At 38.3% G+C, this 18,054-nt stretch carries 18 protein-coding genes and 1 tRNA gene; 6 read left to right on the top strand and 13 right to left on the bottom strand.

Annotated elements, in window-relative coordinates; genetic code table 11:
* Positions 1-831: 831 nt before the first annotated feature.
* From B5F08_RS02125 to B5F08_RS02115, 3 genes are all read right to left on the bottom strand, one after another.
* The gene (locus B5F08_RS02125; RefSeq protein WP_087376172.1) at positions 832-1,380 is read right to left on the bottom strand and encodes a hypothetical protein; all 549 of its coding nucleotides are present in this window, start codon (positions 1,378-1,380) and stop codon (positions 832-834) included.
* 346 nt (positions 1,381-1,726) lie between these two features.
* Positions 1,727-2,326 (bottom strand): accessory gene regulator ArgB-like protein, encoded by a 600-nt coding sequence (locus B5F08_RS02120; protein WP_087376171.1) that lies wholly within the window; start codon positions 2,324-2,326, stop codon positions 1,727-1,729.
* Positions 2,314-2,460, bottom strand: a complete 147-nt coding sequence (locus B5F08_RS02115; RefSeq protein WP_087376170.1) for a cyclic lactone autoinducer peptide — start codon at positions 2,458-2,460, stop codon at positions 2,314-2,316. The genes B5F08_RS02120 and B5F08_RS02115 overlap by 13 nt, the downstream gene beginning before the upstream one ends.
* A 241-nt stretch (positions 2,461-2,701) precedes the next feature.
* On the opposite strand from B5F08_RS02115, the gene B5F08_RS02110 reads away from it, so the two are divergent.
* Entirely contained in the window at positions 2,702-3,421 is a 720-nt protein-coding gene (locus tag B5F08_RS02110; protein WP_158096183.1) for a LytR/AlgR family response regulator transcription factor, read from the top strand.
* Positions 3,418-4,716, top strand: a complete 1,299-nt coding sequence (locus B5F08_RS02105) for a sensor histidine kinase (RefSeq protein WP_087376168.1) — start codon at positions 3,418-3,420, stop codon at positions 4,714-4,716. Before B5F08_RS02110 ends, B5F08_RS02105 begins: the two co-directional genes overlap by 4 nt.
* Before the next feature lie 44 nt (positions 4,717-4,760).
* On the opposite strand, the gene B5F08_RS02100 is transcribed toward B5F08_RS02105, so the two are convergent.
* Positions 4,761-5,867: an RtcB family protein gene (locus B5F08_RS02100; RefSeq protein WP_087376167.1), complete on the bottom strand. Its 1,107-nt coding sequence runs from the start codon at positions 5,865-5,867 to the stop codon at positions 4,761-4,763.
* Positions 5,868-5,882: 15 nt separating this feature from the next.
* Complete coding sequence (locus tag B5F08_RS02095; RefSeq protein WP_087376166.1) at positions 5,883-6,599, bottom strand: 2'-5' RNA ligase family protein; 717 nt, start codon at positions 6,597-6,599, stop codon at positions 5,883-5,885.
* A 292-nt stretch (positions 6,600-6,891) separates the two neighbouring features.
* Here B5F08_RS02095 and B5F08_RS02090 point away from each other — a divergent pair, with 292 nt between their 5' ends.
* From B5F08_RS02090 to nifU, 3 genes are read left to right on the top strand one after another with little or no spacing between them, the layout of a single operon-like run.
* A complete protein-coding gene (locus tag B5F08_RS02090) occupies positions 6,892-8,178 on the top strand; it encodes an O-acetylhomoserine aminocarboxypropyltransferase/cysteine synthase family protein (RefSeq protein WP_087376165.1) in 1,287 nt (428 codons plus the stop codon).
* Positions 8,179-8,203: 25 nt separating this feature from the next.
* On the top strand, positions 8,204-9,394 hold the full coding sequence (gene nifS, locus B5F08_RS02085; RefSeq protein WP_087376164.1) for a cysteine desulfurase NifS: 1,191 nt from the start codon (positions 8,204-8,206) through the stop codon (positions 9,392-9,394).
* A 9-nt stretch (positions 9,395-9,403) separates the two neighbouring features.
* Positions 9,404-9,841 carry a Fe-S cluster assembly scaffold protein NifU gene (nifU, locus tag B5F08_RS02080; protein WP_087376163.1) on the top strand — a complete coding sequence of 146 codons (438 nt, stop codon included), beginning with the start codon at positions 9,404-9,406 and terminating at the stop codon, positions 9,839-9,841.
* A gap of 75 nt (positions 9,842-9,916) precedes the next feature.
* Here the strand turns inward: nifU and B5F08_RS02075 are convergent, their stop codons facing one another.
* On the bottom strand, positions 9,917-10,705 hold the full coding sequence (locus B5F08_RS02075; RefSeq protein ID WP_087376162.1) for a ZIP family metal transporter: 789 nt from the start codon (positions 10,703-10,705) through the stop codon (positions 9,917-9,919).
* Between the two features lie 54 nt (positions 10,706-10,759).
* Positions 10,760-11,182, bottom strand: coding sequence for a flavodoxin (locus B5F08_RS02070; RefSeq protein WP_087376161.1), 423 nt, complete (start codon positions 11,180-11,182; stop codon positions 10,760-10,762).
* A 250-nt stretch (positions 11,183-11,432) separates the two neighbouring features.
* Between B5F08_RS02070 and B5F08_RS02065 the strand changes: the two genes are divergently transcribed.
* Positions 11,433-11,516, top strand: a tRNA-Leu gene (locus B5F08_RS02065).
* Between the two features lie 46 nt (positions 11,517-11,562).
* Here the strand turns inward: B5F08_RS02065 and B5F08_RS02060 are convergent.
* The 6 genes from B5F08_RS02060 to B5F08_RS02035 all read right to left on the bottom strand — a co-directional run bounded on the left by B5F08_RS02060 (position 11,563) and on the right by B5F08_RS02035 (position 18,033).
* The gene (locus B5F08_RS02060) at positions 11,563-11,976 is read right to left on the bottom strand and encodes a DUF1810 domain-containing protein (protein ID WP_087376160.1); all 414 of its coding nucleotides are present in this window, start codon (positions 11,974-11,976) and stop codon (positions 11,563-11,565) included.
* Between the two features lie 121 nt (positions 11,977-12,097).
* Positions 12,098-12,697, bottom strand: a complete 600-nt coding sequence (locus B5F08_RS02055; protein WP_087376159.1) for a lipocalin family protein — start codon at positions 12,695-12,697, stop codon at positions 12,098-12,100.
* The gene (locus tag B5F08_RS02050) at positions 12,687-13,676 is read right to left on the bottom strand and encodes a hypothetical protein (RefSeq protein WP_087376158.1); all 990 of its coding nucleotides are present in this window, start codon (positions 13,674-13,676) and stop codon (positions 12,687-12,689) included. Before B5F08_RS02050 ends, B5F08_RS02055 begins: the two co-directional genes overlap by 11 nt.
* A gap of 48 nt (positions 13,677-13,724) precedes the next feature.
* Entirely contained in the window at positions 13,725-14,639 is a 915-nt protein-coding gene (locus B5F08_RS02045) for a stage II sporulation protein M (RefSeq protein ID WP_087376157.1), read from the bottom strand.
* A gap of 95 nt (positions 14,640-14,734) precedes the next feature.
* Positions 14,735-15,541 carry a pyrroline-5-carboxylate reductase gene (gene proC, locus B5F08_RS02040; RefSeq protein ID WP_087376156.1) on the bottom strand — a complete coding sequence of 269 codons (807 nt, stop codon included), beginning with the start codon at positions 15,539-15,541 and terminating at the stop codon, positions 14,735-14,737.
* Positions 15,542-15,567: 26 nt separating this feature from the next.
* A complete protein-coding gene (locus B5F08_RS02035) occupies positions 15,568-18,033 on the bottom strand; it encodes an SH3 domain-containing protein (protein ID WP_087376155.1) in 2,466 nt (821 codons plus the stop codon).
* Between the last annotated feature and the right edge of the window lie 21 nt (positions 18,034-18,054).

Below are 18,054 nucleotides of genomic sequence, written 5' to 3'. Positions count from 1 at the left end.
CCTTATCATTTGGCCATCTCCCTTCAAGTATTCGACACACTTAAAGGATAGCCGATTTTAAGGCGTGGGTCAATTTCTTCCCGACTAAATTATACTCCGGCGAGTACACCCCTCCTACTTTGGTGGTTTACGGGCTCTGAAATAACAATAAAATCACAGTTTTATTGTATTATAAATGAGCCGCTGTTAAATACCTATACAGACAAATAGACCCTATGAGCTTCCTCATAAGGTCTATTCTCTATGTGTATATATTGATTTTTCAATAATATGTGCTATTATTTTTCTTTTTCAGAATTATATCAGCACATATTTTTTTGCGCTCCGCTTTTTGTCGTTTGATGTGTATGATGAGTAGAATTGAGTGACAACAGCGGAATATCAATATCTTGTGAAGTATGATTTTGGGTGTTGGGGTAAAAAAATTTTAAAAAATTAGGTTATCCCTTAACAATTTCTCTGTTAAGGTACAAACCCATTTTTAAAAAAAAGTTTGCCCTTTCCCCTCCTACTTTGGTGGTTTACGGACTCTAAAATGGCAATAAAATAACAGTTTTATTGTATTATATATGAGCCGCTGTTAAATACCTAAATAGACAAATAGACCCTATGAAGTTCATAGGGTCTATTATTTTGTTACAAGATAATCTTTTAAATTTACTCCAAACCAAAACCTTTTAAATACTGATATGTTCTATCGTAGTGTTCAGGGTTTCGTGTGGAATCTATATGGCTTCCTTTAGGAATAAATATTACCACTACTTGCAAGCACCCCATATCTAGTAGTTCCTTCACAACGGGTTCTGCCCTATTCAGCATTTATTTTTTCAATTACTCCCCACCAAACCCTATGAGGTTTTCTTTTGGAATCTCTGATTTTATTCTTTCTTTAAAATATTTATAGCATATCTCTCGGCTTTTTACTGTAAAGGATTTACCGGATGCAGTTTTTACCCTAATCTTTTCATATCCGGTTTTTCCGGGTTTATATTGACGGGCAGCTGAGTCCAAATCTGAAAAAGATAAATAATATGTTTTGCCAAAAGAAGAGTACACAGCGATTTTTTTATCTTTAACTATCACTTTAAATGTCAGCGTTCTGTAAATCAAAAAACTTCCAATCCAGAACAGCAGTCCAAAAACAGCATAAAAAATCAATGGCGGCAAATTTTCTGTGAATATTGTAAATCCAACCATAATTCCTGCCGATGCCAAATCCATCATCACACCTATTGATATTACTGAATCAGATATCTCAACGATAAAATCCTCATCTTTCATATCAATGTCCTTGTCCCTTTTAATTTTTTGCAAAACCGCAAATATTCCCATAATTAAAGGCGGTAATAAAACTGCCGCTGTAACTACCCACAAATACATGACTTACTCCTCAAAATCGCCGTGTTTTATCATCCGAACAATTACATTTTCATGCTTTATATTATACTAACATATATAAATTGTCGTGTCAATGAAATATATTTTTATTAAGAAATTATTAAGATTTTCAATTTTCTTTTATTTAATTTTATTTTAAGCAATACTTTTTTCTTTTACAAAGTTAAATTAACCCTTAAAAAGCCAATAGACCTTAGAAGAAGTTCTTCCAAGGTCTACCGTGTGATGAATAAGACATACTATCGCTATATTTAAGCGTAATAAGAGATTATCAATGTTAATTTTTTGGGAAACACGCAAAGGTTTTACAAAGCACAGCTTAAACCAATTATTGAAACTTTTTACTCTTCGCATACATTGAGAGCTTTCCTACAACAAGCAAAATTCCGTTAAACAGCATTGCCATGCCTATAGGTACAGAAAAAGGATTGCTGTAATACACAAGAATATATGATACTACAATAAGTGAAAAAGAAATTGCAATAGCCATAATTTTATATATCATTGCTTCTTTTCCGTTAATCCTTTTATTTTTGTTCTCCAACGGTGCAAAAAGTGCCGCCGACAAAAGAGAAAGCAATTCAAAAGCCAAAACTATTACAACTGAATCAAAACTCTGAAGATATTTTATTATCAACATAAACACAACATTTGCCGACAGCGAAAACAACAGACAATAAATATACTTGCCCGCATGAAGTCCGCCGGAATATTTTCGCAGTATCTTAAAAACCAAGAAAAAAATCAGGTTTTCAAAAAACATTCCCATGCAAAGTCCGATAAGCAAAGTGCCTATGATGCATATGGATGACTGAACAATATTTGTCATGCTGTACTGATACAGTCGCTTTTTATCATCTTTTATCAGATCACGGCTTACAAAATAGTTTATTATCCTTTCGGAAAAACTGTCTATCACTTTATCCATTTGAAGTCATTTATCTCTTCTGGCTCTTCCGGCTGGTGAATATAGTAGCAGCTGGTTGAGTTTGCCAAAAAGAACAAAGTGAGTGTCATAAATCCAACAAACAATTTTGCTATTCTGTTTTTAACATTATTCATATGTATTCCTCTTTTCTGTAAAAATTAAATAATCTCTAAGCTCTAAACAAAGAGCCTTAACTGTTAGGTTTATTTTAACACAAATTCCTTTACTTTTGTTATTATTGGTAAAAACGATATTAAATCCGGCAAAAACGATATCAAATATATTTCGTTCCATATTTTTGTAAAATATATAATCAAAAAATCCGTGATGACAATATGTGTTTTTTATTGTATAATATACATCAGGAGTGATTCTATGCTGAAAGTTTTGATTTGCGACGACGATGTAAATATTACCAATAAAGTTCAAAAGCTCATAAATGAAATAAAAAATAAATACCGCTGTAAATTTGAAATAACTGTCAGGAACAGCGGTGAATTTGTCACGGGCGAAAATTCCTATTACGACATTGCCATTGTTGATATCGAAATGCCGGGAATAAGCGGTCTTGAGGTTTCTGAAAAACTAAAATCTGCAAATCCGGATGTTCTTATTATAGTTCTCACTTCATTTTCTAATTATCTCGACAGCGCTATGAAAATTCAGGTTTTTCGTTATCTTTCAAAGCCTATAGATATTGAAAGATTTAACCGAAATTTTCTTGAGGCAATAGAAGCCAACAAAGAAATCAGCAAACAAATCATAATACAAAACAGCGACAGCGTTTACACCGTTAAAACAAAGGATATTTTGTACATAGAAAATCAAAAACACGGCTCTGTTGTGGTCACAAAGCAACGGAAATTCGACACAAACAAAAAGCCAATCGAGTGGGACGAAATAATAAATCAGCCCAACTGCTTTGTTTTCTCCCATAAGAGCTTTCTTGTAAATCTACAGAACGTGGTAAATTTCAATAAACACTCCGCCACTTTTCAATGCGGCAGTGATTTAGTGGAAATCCAGTGTGTTTCTCAGCGAAAATACACTGATTTTAAAAATAAATTCTTCGCATTTGCAGGGGGGATTAAATGACAACTGCCTGCTACTTTTTTGCCTATCTTTTTGAAACTTTAATTTCTTTCATTTATTTTGACCGCAAATTTGAAAGGAAGCTTTCATATAAAAAGTGCTTTATTGTTTACAGTCTTTCTTTTTTAATACAATATGCAGTAAGCTACATAGGTATTCCAAACCTTAACCTTTCAGCCTTTCTGCTGTGTAACTTTTTATTTTGTTTTATCTGCTTTGATGCCGATGCATTGCAGAGCGCTCTTAACTCAATTCTTTTGGCTTCCATAATGCTTGTAACCGAATTGTGTATTCTATATGTATTCCGGCTTGTTTTCAGTATTGATGTGACGGCGCATACCACAAACAGCACGGTTTTACTGCTTCAAAGCATATGTACAAAGCTTTTTTACTTCTTTGTTTCATTTATAATATTGAAGCTTTCCTCAAAAGAAGACGGGAAATCCTTTAGGGTTTCCAAATCCTATCTGCTGTTTCTGCTTCCTTTAGCTTCAATTATTTTGCTTCTTGGAATAGTATACGTAACTGAAAAATATCCTGCTGAGGATAATGTGTACAGGCTGTTCAGTATATCCGCTGTGTTGCTTTTGTATTCAAATATCGTAGTATTCTGGATTCACGAGCAGACTATAAAAACCCAAAAAGAAAATATGGATTTACAGCTGCAAAAACAAAAATCAGAAATTGACACCGAATACTATGCTATTCTTCAAGAGCAGTACGAAAACTCAAATATTCTCATTCATGATATAAAACGTCATCTTTTGTCTATTAAGGAGCTTTCCGCAGAAAAGGATTTCACAGCTATAAACAACTATATAGACAATCTCTATCAATCATATCAGATAAAGAGAATAAAGAAATACAGCGACAACAAGCTTGTAAACGCAATAATAAACAGATACGCCGCCCTATGCGACGAAAAACAAATCTCCTTTTACTGTGACATAAGGAATATAGATTTTTCATTTATAAGCGACAACAATCTTACGGCTGTCCTTGACAATATGCTTGATAATGCCGTAACTGCCGCAGAAAAATCTGATAAGAAAAATATTGAGTTCACAATAAAACCTATTAACACAAATTTCATTGTAATAAACATGGAAAACTCCAGTTCCTGCGAACCGAAAATCAAAAATGGAAAGCTTGTCACCACTAAAGAAAACAAAGCTTTTCACGGTTTTGGAATTAAAAGTATTCAGCGAATTGCAAAGGAATACGACGGAAATATTGATTACAATTTCGATAAGGAAAAAATGGTATTCAAATTCAGCGTTGTATTAAAAATAATCTAACAAAAACACCGCCTCGGTTTCAAAACTAAGGCGGTGTTCTTTTATTATTCGCTGGCTTTAAAATTATATATTGGCTTTATTATTTTATCAACTGTCACCGTATCACCTATGTTTTTAAGAATTTCATCCATAGGTTTATATACAAAAGGCGCTTCGTCCAAAGTTTCCCTTGAAATACATGAGGTAAATATTCCGTCCATGGATTTCTTAAACTGGGAAAGTGTAAAATTGTCCGCTACTTCCTTGCGGCTCATAATTCTGCCTGCACCGTGTGGAGCTGAACAGTTCCAATCGCTGTTTCCCAGTCCCGTACAGATAAGGCTTCCGTCACGCATATTCATTGGAATTAAAAGCTTCTCTCCCCTTTGTGAGGAAACCGCTCCCTTTCGCAAAACCATATTTTCAATATCTATATAGTTGTGAACAGTTGAAAAGCTTCCCTCCTCGTGAAGCTTCATTCCCTTTAAAATAATCTCTTTTATTATTCTTCTGTTAACCTGAGCATATCTCTGCATTATTTCCATATCATGGAGATAATTTTCCATATCCCAGCCTGAAAGATAAGCAAGCTCATAGGGAATATCACTTTGATTTCTTCCCCCAAGGGACTCGAATGCCTTTTCCTGATAGAATTCAGCAACTCTAAGGCCTAAATTGCGGCTTCCTGTGTGGATAACGAGATAAAGGTCATCGCCCTCTTTATCAACTTCAATAAAATGGTTGCCACCTCCCAGAGTTCCTATGCTTTCTCTTGCCCTTTTGTCCCCTATTTTTTCAAGGCATTTAAGCTCTGTTATATCAACAAGCTCATGTCCGCTGTGGGGAGTTGCTCTGACACTTTTTCCGCTGGGTATTTCTTTTTTTATAAGACTGTCAAGCTTAGGAAGCTCTATTCTCTTTTCTTTAAGCTTAACAGTCAGCATTCCGCATCCGATATCTACACCAACCATATTTGGAACAACAAAATTTTCTATTGTCATGGTTGTGCCTATGGTACAGCCTTTTCCCGCATGTACGTCCGGCATAATTCTTATTTTGCTGTCGCTGAAAATCTCCATATCACATACAGCTTTAAGCTGACCTTCCGCAGAGATTTCCAGTTTATCTGTAAAAACTTTTGCTGTATTATATTTTCCTTTTACTTCTATCATAAATTACCTCTTTAACTAATAATAACTGTTCATATCTTCAAAAATCTGATAAACAAGGTCTTTTTCTGTAAATGTAACAGACAGCTTTTCCTCTGACAAACATTCAATGGTATAGCGAAGCTTTTCTACTTCACTGCCGCTATAGCTGCCCGGTTTAAAATAAGCCAAGGTGACATGAGGTGTAAAGGGATAGCTAAGACTGTACACCTCATCAACTTTTCTATAAATATCTGTCAAAATGTCCCAGTCCCTTTGGGTGCAGGGTTCAAGCCCCAGAACAATGCTGGTATTTACCATATTAAAAGCCCATGTTGACTGCAAGTTTATTTTAAAAGGCTTTTTTCTTAGGTCAGATAAAATATTTTGGATTTTGTCACCCAGCTTCTTCATATCCTCCTGTGACACTTCCTCAGGCAAACCGTTCATAAGGTCGTGGAGCGTCATGTGCAGAGTATTTTCTCTAAGCTTTTCTGACAGCATCCTATGACACATGGTGTAAAGAACCTGCTGAAAATAAATCACCCTGTCTTTAAAACCATTATTATCATTCAGAAGAAAAACAGTTGTGTTTCCTATAAATTTTTTCATTTTTCCGTTTTCATCGACTTTTTTGCATAGCCCTCCTGCTGTATTGAAAGAACCGAAATCATTGAGATATATGCTGTTGCTTTCAAAACCGTAAACTCTGTTTTTAAATTCTTCTAATGTTTCACGCTTTTTATTTTCAGACATAGCCTTTCACCCCTTAACAATCAATTTGTTTCAGTATATCATATTTAATTAAAATGTCAATAAAAAACAAAACAATATATCATTATCCATTTTATTAAGTCCTGTTTTATGGAATAAATTTCATATTCCTATTGACACGATAGGTTTATAGGAATATAATCATATTAACCTATAAGAAAGGTATGATTATATGCTCAAGCTGTTTTCTAAGCTTTTAAGAAAAAATTATCGTTTCGGACGAATGTGCCGCTGTTGACAGACAGAAAATAACATGCAGACGAAAGGATTTTATATGAAAAAGAATTATAAATTTGAAACTATACAGATACACGCAGGACAGGAAAGTCCCGACCCTGCAACAGACGCAAGAGCTGTTCCTATTTACGCTACGACAGCATATGTCTTTAAGGATTCTGCCCAAGCCGCAGGACGATTTAACCTAAGCGAAGGCGGAAACATCTACACAAGACTTATGAATCCAACCTCTTCTGTTTTTGAAGAGAGAATTGCCGCACTTGAGGGCGGCGCCGCAGCTTTGGCGACAGCTTCAGGTTCGGCGGCCATCACCTACGCAGTACAAAATATAGCTGTGGCAGGCGACCACATTGTTGCATCAATGAATTTGTACGGAGGCACATACAATCTTTTTGCAAATACTCTCCGTGATCAGGGTTTGGAAACCACTTTTGCAGACCCCAGAGAGCCTGAAAACTTTGAAAAAGCAATAAAGGAAAACACGAAGCTTATCTATGCTGAAACTCTTGGAAATCCAAATTCAAATGTAATCGACCTTGAGGCTATTTCGGCTATTGCCCACAAGCACGGCATACCTTTTATTGTAGACAGCACCTTTACAACACCTTATCTTTTAAGACCTATTGAACATGGGGCAGATATTGTGGTTCATTCAGCCACAAAATTTATAGGCGGTCACGGAACTGTTATGGGCGGAGTTATAATAGATTCGGGAAAATTCGACTGGACACAAAACGACAAGTTCCCGGGAATTACAAAGCCCAATCCGTCCTATCACGGAACGGTTTTCTCGGAAATCTGCGGAAATCTCGCCTATATTGTAAAGCTGAGAACAACACTCATGAGAGATCAGGGAGCGGCAATCTCACCTTTTAACTCTTTCCTTTTATTGCAGGGACTTGAAACCCTTTCTTTGAGAGTTGAACGCCATGTTCAGAACGCTTTAAAGGTTGTGGAATTTCTCAATAATCATCCGCAGGTGGAAAAGGTTAACCACCCTTCCCTTGCAAAGGGCAGAGAAAAGGAGCTTTACAATAGATATTTCCCAAATGGAGCCGCTTCTATATTTACATTTGAAATAAAAGGCGACGGAGAAAAAGCGAAAAAATTTACAGAAAGCCTTGAGCTTTTCTCATTGCTTGCAAACATTGCAGATTTAAAAAGCCTTGTCATTCATCCTGCCTCAACAACTCATTCCCAGCTTTCACAGGAAGAGCTGTTAGCTTCAGGAATAAAACCAAACACAATACGTCTGTCAATCGGCACCGAACACATTGACGATATCTTGGCAGACCTTGAAAACGGTTTTAACGCCGTAAAATAGATACCGAATAAAAGGAGGTACAAAAATGAAAGTATACGCAGACAATGCGGCTACAACAAAGATGAGTCCCATTGCTATTAAAACAATGGTTAAATATATGGAAAATGTATACGGAAACCCCTCAAGCCTACATTCAGTAGGTCAAGAGGCCGCCGAAGCTTTATCCCAGGCGAGAGAAACTATTGCAAAATATCTCGGCTGTTCACCAAAAGAGATTTACTTCACCTCAGGCGGAAGCGAAGCCGACAACCAGGCTATTATCTCCGCCGCAGAAATAGGATTAAGAAAAGGCAAAAAGCATATTATCTCAACAGCCTTTGAACATCACGCAGTTCTGCACACACTTGACCGATTGTCAAAGAAAGGCTTTGAAATTGAGCTTTTACCGGTAGATGAAAACGGAATGATAAAGCCTGAGCAGGTTGCAGACGCCATAAGAGAAGATACATGTCTTGTGACAATAATGTACGCAAACAACGAAATAGGAACTATACTTCCCATATCTGAGATTGGAAAAATCTGCCGTGAAAACTGCGTTATTTTCCACACCGACGCAGTTCAGGCTGCCGGACATCTTCACATAGATGTTGAAAAGGAAAACATTGATTTGCTTTCCCTCTCCGCCCACAAGTTCCACGGTCCTAAGGGCATCGGCGTTCTTTACGCAAGAAAAAGCGTTCCCCTTACAAATTTAATTGACGGCGGTGCTCAGGAGCGAGGCAAGCGTGCCGGAACTGAAAATATTCCCGCCATTATGTCTATGGCGTCAGCCTTTGAGGAAGTCTGTGAAAAAATCGACAGCAATTCGGATTACCTTATTCCTCTCCGCAACAAGCTTATCGACGGACTTTTAAAAGTCCCTCACTCCGCTTTAAACGGTGACAAAGAAAATCGTCTGCCTGGCAATGTAAGCATTTGTTTTGAGGGCATAGAGGGTGAAAGTTTACTGCTTTTACTTGATGCAAAAGGTGTTTCCGCTTCCTCCGGCTCTGCCTGTACCTCGGGTTCCCTTGACCCAAGCCATGTGCTTTTATCAATAGGCAGACCACACGAAATCGCTCACGGCTCTTTAAGACTTTCCCTCTGTGAATACAACACAGAAGAGGAAATCGACTACATGATTGAAACTGTTCCACAGGTGGTAAATTATCTGAGAAACATCTCCCCTCTTTGGAAAGACAAAGAAAAGGGCAGAAAAGAATATATTTTGAAATGAGGTGGCTTTATGGCATTATACAGTGAAAAAGTAATGGACCATTTTATGAACCCAAGAAATCTGGGCGAAATTGAGAACGCCGACGGAATAGGCGAAGTTGGAAACGCTAAATGCGGCGACATTATGAAAATATACTTGAAAGTAGATAAAAATATAATTACCGATGTAAAGTTTGAGACTTTCGGATGTGGTTCCGCCATCGCTTCAAGCTCTATGGCGACAGAAATGATTAAAGGAAAGTCTATAGATGAAGCTTTAAAGCTTTCAAACAAAGCGGTTGCGGAAGCTCTGGACGGTTTGCCGGCTCACAAAATGCACTGCTCGGTTTTGGCCGAGGAAGCAATAAAAGCGGCTGTACAGGACTACTACAATAAAATAGGAATTGACTACAATACCGAAGAATTCCCAAACTGCGAAACCTGCGGTTACTGCTGTGGTAAACATTGAGATAACATTTAACATATAAAATGCCGTCCTATATGGGACGGCATAATTTTTTGCAGTATTAAAATTTTTACATTATCAGCCAAGAGCTGTATCAAGTATCATCATTATCAGGAAACCAACCATTATACTAATAGTTCCCAGGTTTGAATGTTCACCCATCTGTGATTCGGGGATAAGCTCTTCAACTGTTACATATATCATGGCGCCTGCGGCAAATGACAAAAGCCAAGGCATTATTGAGCTTACTGTTCCTGCCAGCAGTACCACACTTATTCCGAAAATAGGTTCCACTATTCCCGACATACTTCCATATAAAAATGAACGTGTGCGGCTTAGTCCCTCTTTTCTTAACGGAAGGGATATTGCCGCTCCTTCAGGAAAATTCTGTATTCCTATTCCCAAGGCAAGAGCCATGGCGGCTGACAGATTTCCCATATTTCCCTCTTGCATAGCCAAAGCAAACGCAAGGCCAACTGCCATTCCCTCAGGTATATTGTGCAGCGTCACTGCCGTCACCAAAAGAGTTGTTCGCTTTTTATGTATATACTTTTCCGAGGGTTTATTTTGGTCTATATGAAGATGAGGCAATAAAAGGTTCAGCGTCATAAGAAACACAACACCCAGAGCAAATCCAAATGCAGACGGAATCCACCCTGGTACTCCCATTTTCTCAGATTCTTCAATAGCCGGCAAAAGTAAACTCCAAAAAGAAGCAGAAATCATGACACCTGCTGCAAATCCTAAAAACACACGTTGTGTCTTGGTATCAGGTTCTTTTTTAAATAAATAAACCAAAGCCGAACCCAAAGTTGTCATCAAAAATGTAAAACCGGTTCCTAAAGACGCATACAGCAAACCTTTCATAGCACATCCCATATTCTAATATAATATAGTTCTATTATATTAAAAAATGACAAATCAGGCAAGTGCTTTTCCGAGATTTTTGCAGTCGTTTTCAGCATCACGGTCAGGGGCTTCATTGCATATTACGCCATCCATAACAAGCTGAGCTCCGTCTCCCCTGCAGGTTTCTTCCCAATTTCTCATCCATTCACCGTCGCCCCAGCCGTAAGAACCAAAGAGTCCTATTTTCTTTCCGGAAAGCTTTGATTCACAGCCTATAAACATTGGTTCAAACTCATCTTCCTCCAGCTGCTCTGCTCCCATTGATGGGCATCCGAAAGCTACTGCGTCAAAGTTATCCATAAGTCCGCCGTCAAATTCCATTGCTGTAAACAATGTAACCTCAGCTCCCGCCTCTTTTGCGCCCTCTGCAACAAAATTAGCCATGGCCTCGGTGTTTCCTGTACCGCTCCAATAAACTATTGCTACTTTACTCATATAAAAACCTCTTTTCTTTGTATTTAGTTAGATTAAACTAACTTATTTCTAAAAATAAAAGTTAGCTGTAACTAACCTTTATTTAGTTATACTACAATAACTCTGTTTTGTCAAGCTGTTTTTTAATAATTTGAAATAATAGGAGATCGGGCAGTTTTAAGAAATATAAAAATATTTTTTGTAAAAAAGTGTTGACAAACACTCAGCTATCTGATATAATAATCATCGTTGACCGACAAAGTTAATAAATGCGAGTGTGCTGGAATAGGCAGACAGGCACGTTTGAGGGGCGTGTGTCCATGACGTACGAGTTCAAGTCTCGTCACTCGCACCAATCAACACCGAGTTCTAAGAACTCGGTGTTTTTGTTTTTTTATAAATTACTTATTAAGCTTTTCCAGAGTAAATCCGTCTTCTTCTCCGTTATAGAACTTATCCAAAACTTTTTTGAAAATTTCATTTCCGCTTACTTCGTAAAATAAAGTCATTGATGACTTTAACTTTCTGTTATCGGGATATCCCATAACCTCATATGGGTCGCTGCTGTCAATGGAAAGCAACGCCGAGGAAATTTCCAAAATTCTGTTCCAAAGTACCGGATTACTTATATATTCTTCCGCCTCTTTTTTATCTTTAATTGCATAATACATTGCTGTGGAGCTGGTTCCAAGTCCCTCAATCTGAGGAAATATGTACCACATCCAGTGCGAAACCTTCTTGCCGTTTTTTATTTCTTTCAGCGCAGTGTCGTAAGAGTACTCCTGTGCTTTAAGAAATCTTTCCAAATCTGCCATTTCTATCCCTCCTGCTATTTATTAAGTTTTATTCTACCATTTCTTTAAAATTATGTCTATAGTTTTAATTATTTTAGCAACCACAAAAGCACACAGCCTTTAAAAACTGTGTGCTTTACTTTTAAGCTCTTTCAAAATAAACTGTGAAATTGTATCTCGGAACAAGAATATAAATTATATTTCCGTCGCCGTCTTTAGTAAGATTAAAAATATCACTTTTGCCGTTGGCATATGTAACTTCAAGACTGTCATCATTTATTGTAAATGTTCCATGTCCTTCGTCTTCGCTTTTCATTGTTCCCAACACAAGCTCAAAGCTTCCGTCCTCTGACAATGTAAGTCCGTTTTCAATCTCATAGAAATCATTTCCGAAAGCCTCATTGAAGCTTATCTCTTCACCTGTCAAGCCGTCTTCAACTTTAGAGGGTTTCCATGTTCCGTAGCAAGAGGTTCTGTCTGCTGTTTCCTGCTGTGTCTCGGAAATCGGTTCAGCTTCGGTTACGGCTTCTGTTTCAGTGGCTTCTGTTATCTCTTCTGTGGATGAACTGCTTTCCTCTGCTGTAGATTCTTCAGTCTCAACCGTCTGAGTTTCACCCGTTGTATTTTCCGTTGTAGCTTCCGTACTTCCATTATCAAAAACCACGAAAGTCAGAATTATACCTAAAACGATGACGGAAACAATTCCCAGCACCAATCCGCCGAATACCTTTTTACTTTCCATCCTCTAAATTCTCCTGTCTTTCCAGTTCTTTAATCAAAACGCTTCTCTTAACCATCTTTCCGTTATGGAAAATATAGTCGTCGTCGTTTCCGCTTTCTGCAATTCTCTGAAGATTCTCTGCTACACGCTGAGTTTCTTCCGGCGTTCTCTGCTTTTCTATCTCCTCTGGGCTTTGGGCCATTTTCTCCAAGCCACGTTTAATTCCTGAATCGTAGTTTATCTTTCTGTCGATAAAATCTATGACACCGAAGTTTATAACAAAGGAAACAAGAGCAGGCAAAAACAAAAGTATTACACACCAATAAACTATATTTCCCACAAGATTAAAGCTGGTTAAATACTCGCCGAGAGCTACAATGGCTATAACCAAAACAAGTCTTAAAAGTGTTCTGTAGTTATATCTTGCCTTATAGAAGCTGAGATAAAAACTGTTTTTAAAAACATACTTCATGCCCTTATCAGTGCTTGCGGCAAGGGAACAGAGATAAAAAACTATGAAAAGTATTATTACAATAAATATTCCGCACAATCCCATAAACAGGTACATTGTAATCATTTCTTTTGACATGTAGTAATACAGCAAAAAAGAATAAAGGGATACTATTGTAAAAGGATACAGAATAACACCTATAAGAAGAAATCGCAGGCCCTTGCCAATCAAAGCTTCCTTAAATGTTTCAAATACATTTATATCACGGTTTCCTCTCGCCAGTTCAGCAGTTACCTTTGTAAGTCCTCCGAAAAATGGCATACAAAAGATAATTGATAAAAAAGCCAGGAGCATGAGATTATCTCCGGTTATTATACTAAGCCATGTGAGCACTCCTGCGATTATTCCCGAGGGTATTAAAAACAACAGGTTTGCGCAAAACAGCTTTTTAAAGTTACTGCCATAGCTTTTGCAAAGCTTTATCATTCCGGGGCGCTGTTCAAAGCTGTATTGCTTTTTACCCTTGGTGGTCTTTAATTTTTTCGCCATAACCAAACTTCCCTTATTTTAAAATTCCTTATTCAAATATATTGCCGATTATAAATCAAACATGTTGGAACATAATGTCCACATAACCGTATTCACTAAAGATGCGGCGGTGGCAAGTATCATCATAGAACCGCTTTTATACATGTAGTCCTTTATATTATCCTTGATCCATCCGCTGTCCTGCTGTACTGTAAACATAAATTTTCCCAAAGCAGATGACATTCTAACCGCATATCCGCTTTGTATAATCATTGAAAAAGCAAACACAAATATACCGGGAGCTATAATCAGAAAATAATAATTCATTCCCCATTCATATGTAACGCCTAAATAAGAGGCTACAAGTCCTGTTTCAAAGCCTTTGAAAAGACACACAAATGGTATAACTCCCATTCCCCAGGGTGAAAGTCCAACAAGAAAAATCACTGTAAGATAAATGAAGTTTACTGCAAAAGCAGAGGAAAAAACCTGTAGACTGCTGTTTGTCCCCTCTCCTGCATTTGTAAACATCAGAAACTCAAGACTTTTCACTATATCCATATCAATGCCGGCGGCTGCCGCTGTTCCGGCTATTACGCCCAGCAAAACTACAAACGCAAAGAGCACGGACATTCCGTACTTTTTCAGATTTTCGCTGTCTTTCCCTTTTACTGCGTTTAATGGTACCGGGATTTCCCCTATATCATATTTTTCTTTTGGATTATAAACTTGTCTTTCCGGCTTTCGTACATCGGGTCTTTCCAACATTTCCGCCGTATATTCTGTATTAGGCTCTCTGTAAAAGACTTCTCCAGACGGCTGATGACCGGATAGGTTTCCCTGGGAATCTCGGAAAAAGCCTCTTCCCGAAGCTGTTCTGCGCTGGGGTTCGGCTTTTCCGCTTTCCTCATATTCAGGATTTTTCAGCAAAACATTCCTGTCTTTTTGTTTAAAGGGTTTTAATGATAATACCAGACCTTTCATAATATCCTCCTTTTGGTTTGTCCTTTTACTGGATATTATGCTTGACCTATGTATTTTATACCCATTAAAATTTTATGCCTGCTTGACTTTTAAAATTATTTTCCAAGCTCTTCTGCTCTCTTTGTGCAGGCGTCCATTGCCTCTTTTATGGTTTCGCAGAAATTATTCTCGTTGAGCTTATTTACAGCCTCGATAGTTGTACCGCCCTTTGAGCAAACCTTTCCGATAAGTGTGTCAGGGTCGTCTCCGCTTTCCATAAGCATTGCAGCGCTTCCCTCCAAGGTTGCACAGAAAAGCTTTAAAGCTGTGTTCTCGTCTATTCCCTGTGACTTTGCATACTCAACAACAGCCTTTGCAAACATATAGATATAAGCAGGACTGCTTCCGTTTACGGAAATTATGCTATTCATGTGCTTTTCTTCAACAACTTCCGCTGTTCCGTTAAGGGAGAACATGCTCTTTACAATTCCGAAATCTCTGGTTGAAACATTTTCAGAAGGGCAAATTGCTGTTGCACCCTTTCCCAAAAGCAATGGTGTGTTTGGCATAACACGCACTACAGGACATTTCATGCCAAGCTGTTCTCTGACATAATTTATTGAAATACCTGCGGCTATTGAAACAATTACCTTCTCCTCTGTCATTGTTCCCTTAATCTGCTCAAGCACCTCAGCGTAATTCTGAGGCTTTACTGCCAAAACGATTATATGGCACATTTCAGCAAGCTTTTCTGCTTCTGAAACAACCTCAATACCGATTTCAGTTGACAAGTGCTGAGCTTTGTCCATGTCCACATCGCATACGCAGATTTTATCAGGCTCTACAACACTGTTTCCTACAAGACCTTTTATTATGGCTGTAGCCATATTTCCTGCGCCTATGAAACCAAAAACATAATCCATTTTATATCCTTCTCTCTGATATTATTTTATCCCACACCAAAACTGCTGTCCAAATGACAGTAATAATGGTAACCATATTTATTATTTCTTCCGTCAAGGATATAGTCGCCGTGGAAGAATATCTCCATTTCGTCTATTCTTCTGTAAAGCAGTCCCCAATAGCAGGTTGTTCCCGCATGGTGATAAACAAGGGTTACCTCTTTCATGGCTTCTTCATCCACGTTGTTGAGGTCTCTGCCTGTTGCGACGGCAAATGTCACATAGCTTGCATATACATATCCCTCTGTACCATATGAATCCCTTACATGGTACCAATCGTCAGTGCTTCCTGAAATAAGTGTGACTTTTTCTCCAAGCTCAAACTCTCTCATTTTATTGTAATTGGTGGACGGGCCCTCTCTAAAGGCAACATATGTGCCGTTAATTGTTCCTGTATCGCCAACGGACGGAGTACCTGTTCCTGAGGAGCCGCTTCCGTATATCAGCACGTCCATAACGTCGCTGTCATACAGAACGCCGGAACCCAAATTATAAACCATACTTACCAAAGCGTCATACTGCTGTTGGTTAAACTTTACACCGTTTGAAATCAGATAGTTATTGACTGCTTTTGAGTAATATCCAAGGTTTACGGTCTGATAAAGATAAGCCAAACCTTCCTGCTTTGTTATATGATTATAGAAGCTTGAACCAACTCCCACAACCTTTCCGTATCCCAAAGTTGGGTCTTTTCCGGTTATGGAATCTATTGTCACTTCGCTTAAAAAGCCTTCATAATTTGATATCAGAGCTATAACCTCATCGCTTGTTCTGTGTTCTTCACAGACAGTTGTCTTTGGGTCGTCTACACTTGTCACAAAAGCATCTGTAACACCGTCACTGCATGTCTCCCATTCTCCCCTTTTATTCTGAGAATAGGTAACTACAGAGTATTTTCCCGGTGAGTAAAGGGTCTTTGTGCCTTTCCAGATAATTGTTCCGCCGTTTTCGGTTTTCTCATTTGCGTAAACAGTGAAGTTTTCACCGCCCATTGACACTTCAAATTTTACAGCCTGCTGTTCTTTTCCTGTTATTGCAATAAAGGTCATAACTCCGCCGGAATATCCGGAGTTCGGAGAAGTATAGGCAAATCTCTGAGGTGCCGCCTCTGTAACCTTTACCATACATGAAACATTTCCTTTAGAGGATTTTCCCCTTATGACTGTTGTACCAGGGTTCTGTCCCTCTATATAAACATAGGATGATGTTCCCACCGGGTCCCAGTCAACCTGTGCAATGCTTGTATTGTCCGATGACCAAACTGCGTCGGAACCTGAACAGGACACCATATAGGATTTTCCTGCCGGAATTTCTATATATGTATGTGAAATACTTCCGCCTGAGGACGGTGTTGTAACTGTCACTTTAAAGCTCTTCTCATAAGAACCGTTATAGGCTGTTATTGTGGCTTCTCCTGAGGACTTTCCGTAAATTGTTCCCCCTGAAACTGTAGCCACGCTTTCGTTTGAGCTTTTCCAGCTTAAATCTGTATCACCGAAAACCTTAACCGAATAGCTTTCCCCAACATATACGGAAACCGCTGTTTCCAATATTTCAAAATCTCCGCCTGAGCTTCCGGATTCTGTGGTTTCCTCAGTAGGCTCAGGAGTAGGCTCTGTATTGCTTTCATCTTTTTCAACAGTGATACTCATCGACTGGCTTTTTTCGGAAAAGGGAGATGTTACGGTTATTACAGCCTGTCCCTCACTATTTGCAGTTATTCTTCCCACAGAAGAAACAGACGCAACATCATTGTCAGAGCTGTTGTAATACATAAGTCCGCTGGCTCCATAGTTTGTAGACAGAGTCGGTGAAATCAAATATGTTTCTCCCTCTTTCAATGTCACACTGTTTTCAAGTAAAACAAAGTCGCCGGCATACATATTAGATGTTATCTGTGAATTGATATTAGGTGTTTCCTCCGGAGTAAAGGATGGAGCTTCATATTTTTTGAGTTCAACAATAAACAAATCCTGATTTACATATCCGGAAGTTCCGTCGGAAAGCTGAACTTTCGCCCAGTCACAGTCAGAGTTATCTGTAACCGTAACACTTTCCCCTGACTTAATACTGCCAACGCTTTGAGAACCTGAGCTTTTATCACTGTAAACATTTATATTCTCTGTGGCATATCCACTCATTGAAACCTGAGAACCCTCAGATTTATTGAGATATCTGGTGCTTGTATATCCTTTCAATCCGCTTGAGGTTTCTATATACGCCCAGCTGTTATAGCTGTCCTCTAAAAGAGTAACAGCTTGGTCATTATCTAAATATCCAAGCACATTGGAGCTGAGGGAAGCCGCATCACGCACACGCACCGATGAACCTGTGCAGTAAATTTGAAAGCTCTCCTCCGCCGAAACTGAATAAGGCAATGAACTAAAAAGCACAGTCACCGCCAACAAAAATGATATCAAGCTTATGGGAAGCCTGTATCTTAAATTTCTCAAATTTTATCACCTGCCATAAAA

The organism is Anaeromassilibacillus sp. An172, assembly GCF_002160515.1.
In the GTDB taxonomy this organism is placed as follows: Bacteria; Bacillota; Clostridia; order Oscillospirales; family Acutalibacteraceae; genus Limousia; species Limousia pullorum.
The sequence above is the reverse complement of the archived record's forward strand: the minus strand, read 5'-3'. Positions and strand labels throughout refer to the sequence as shown.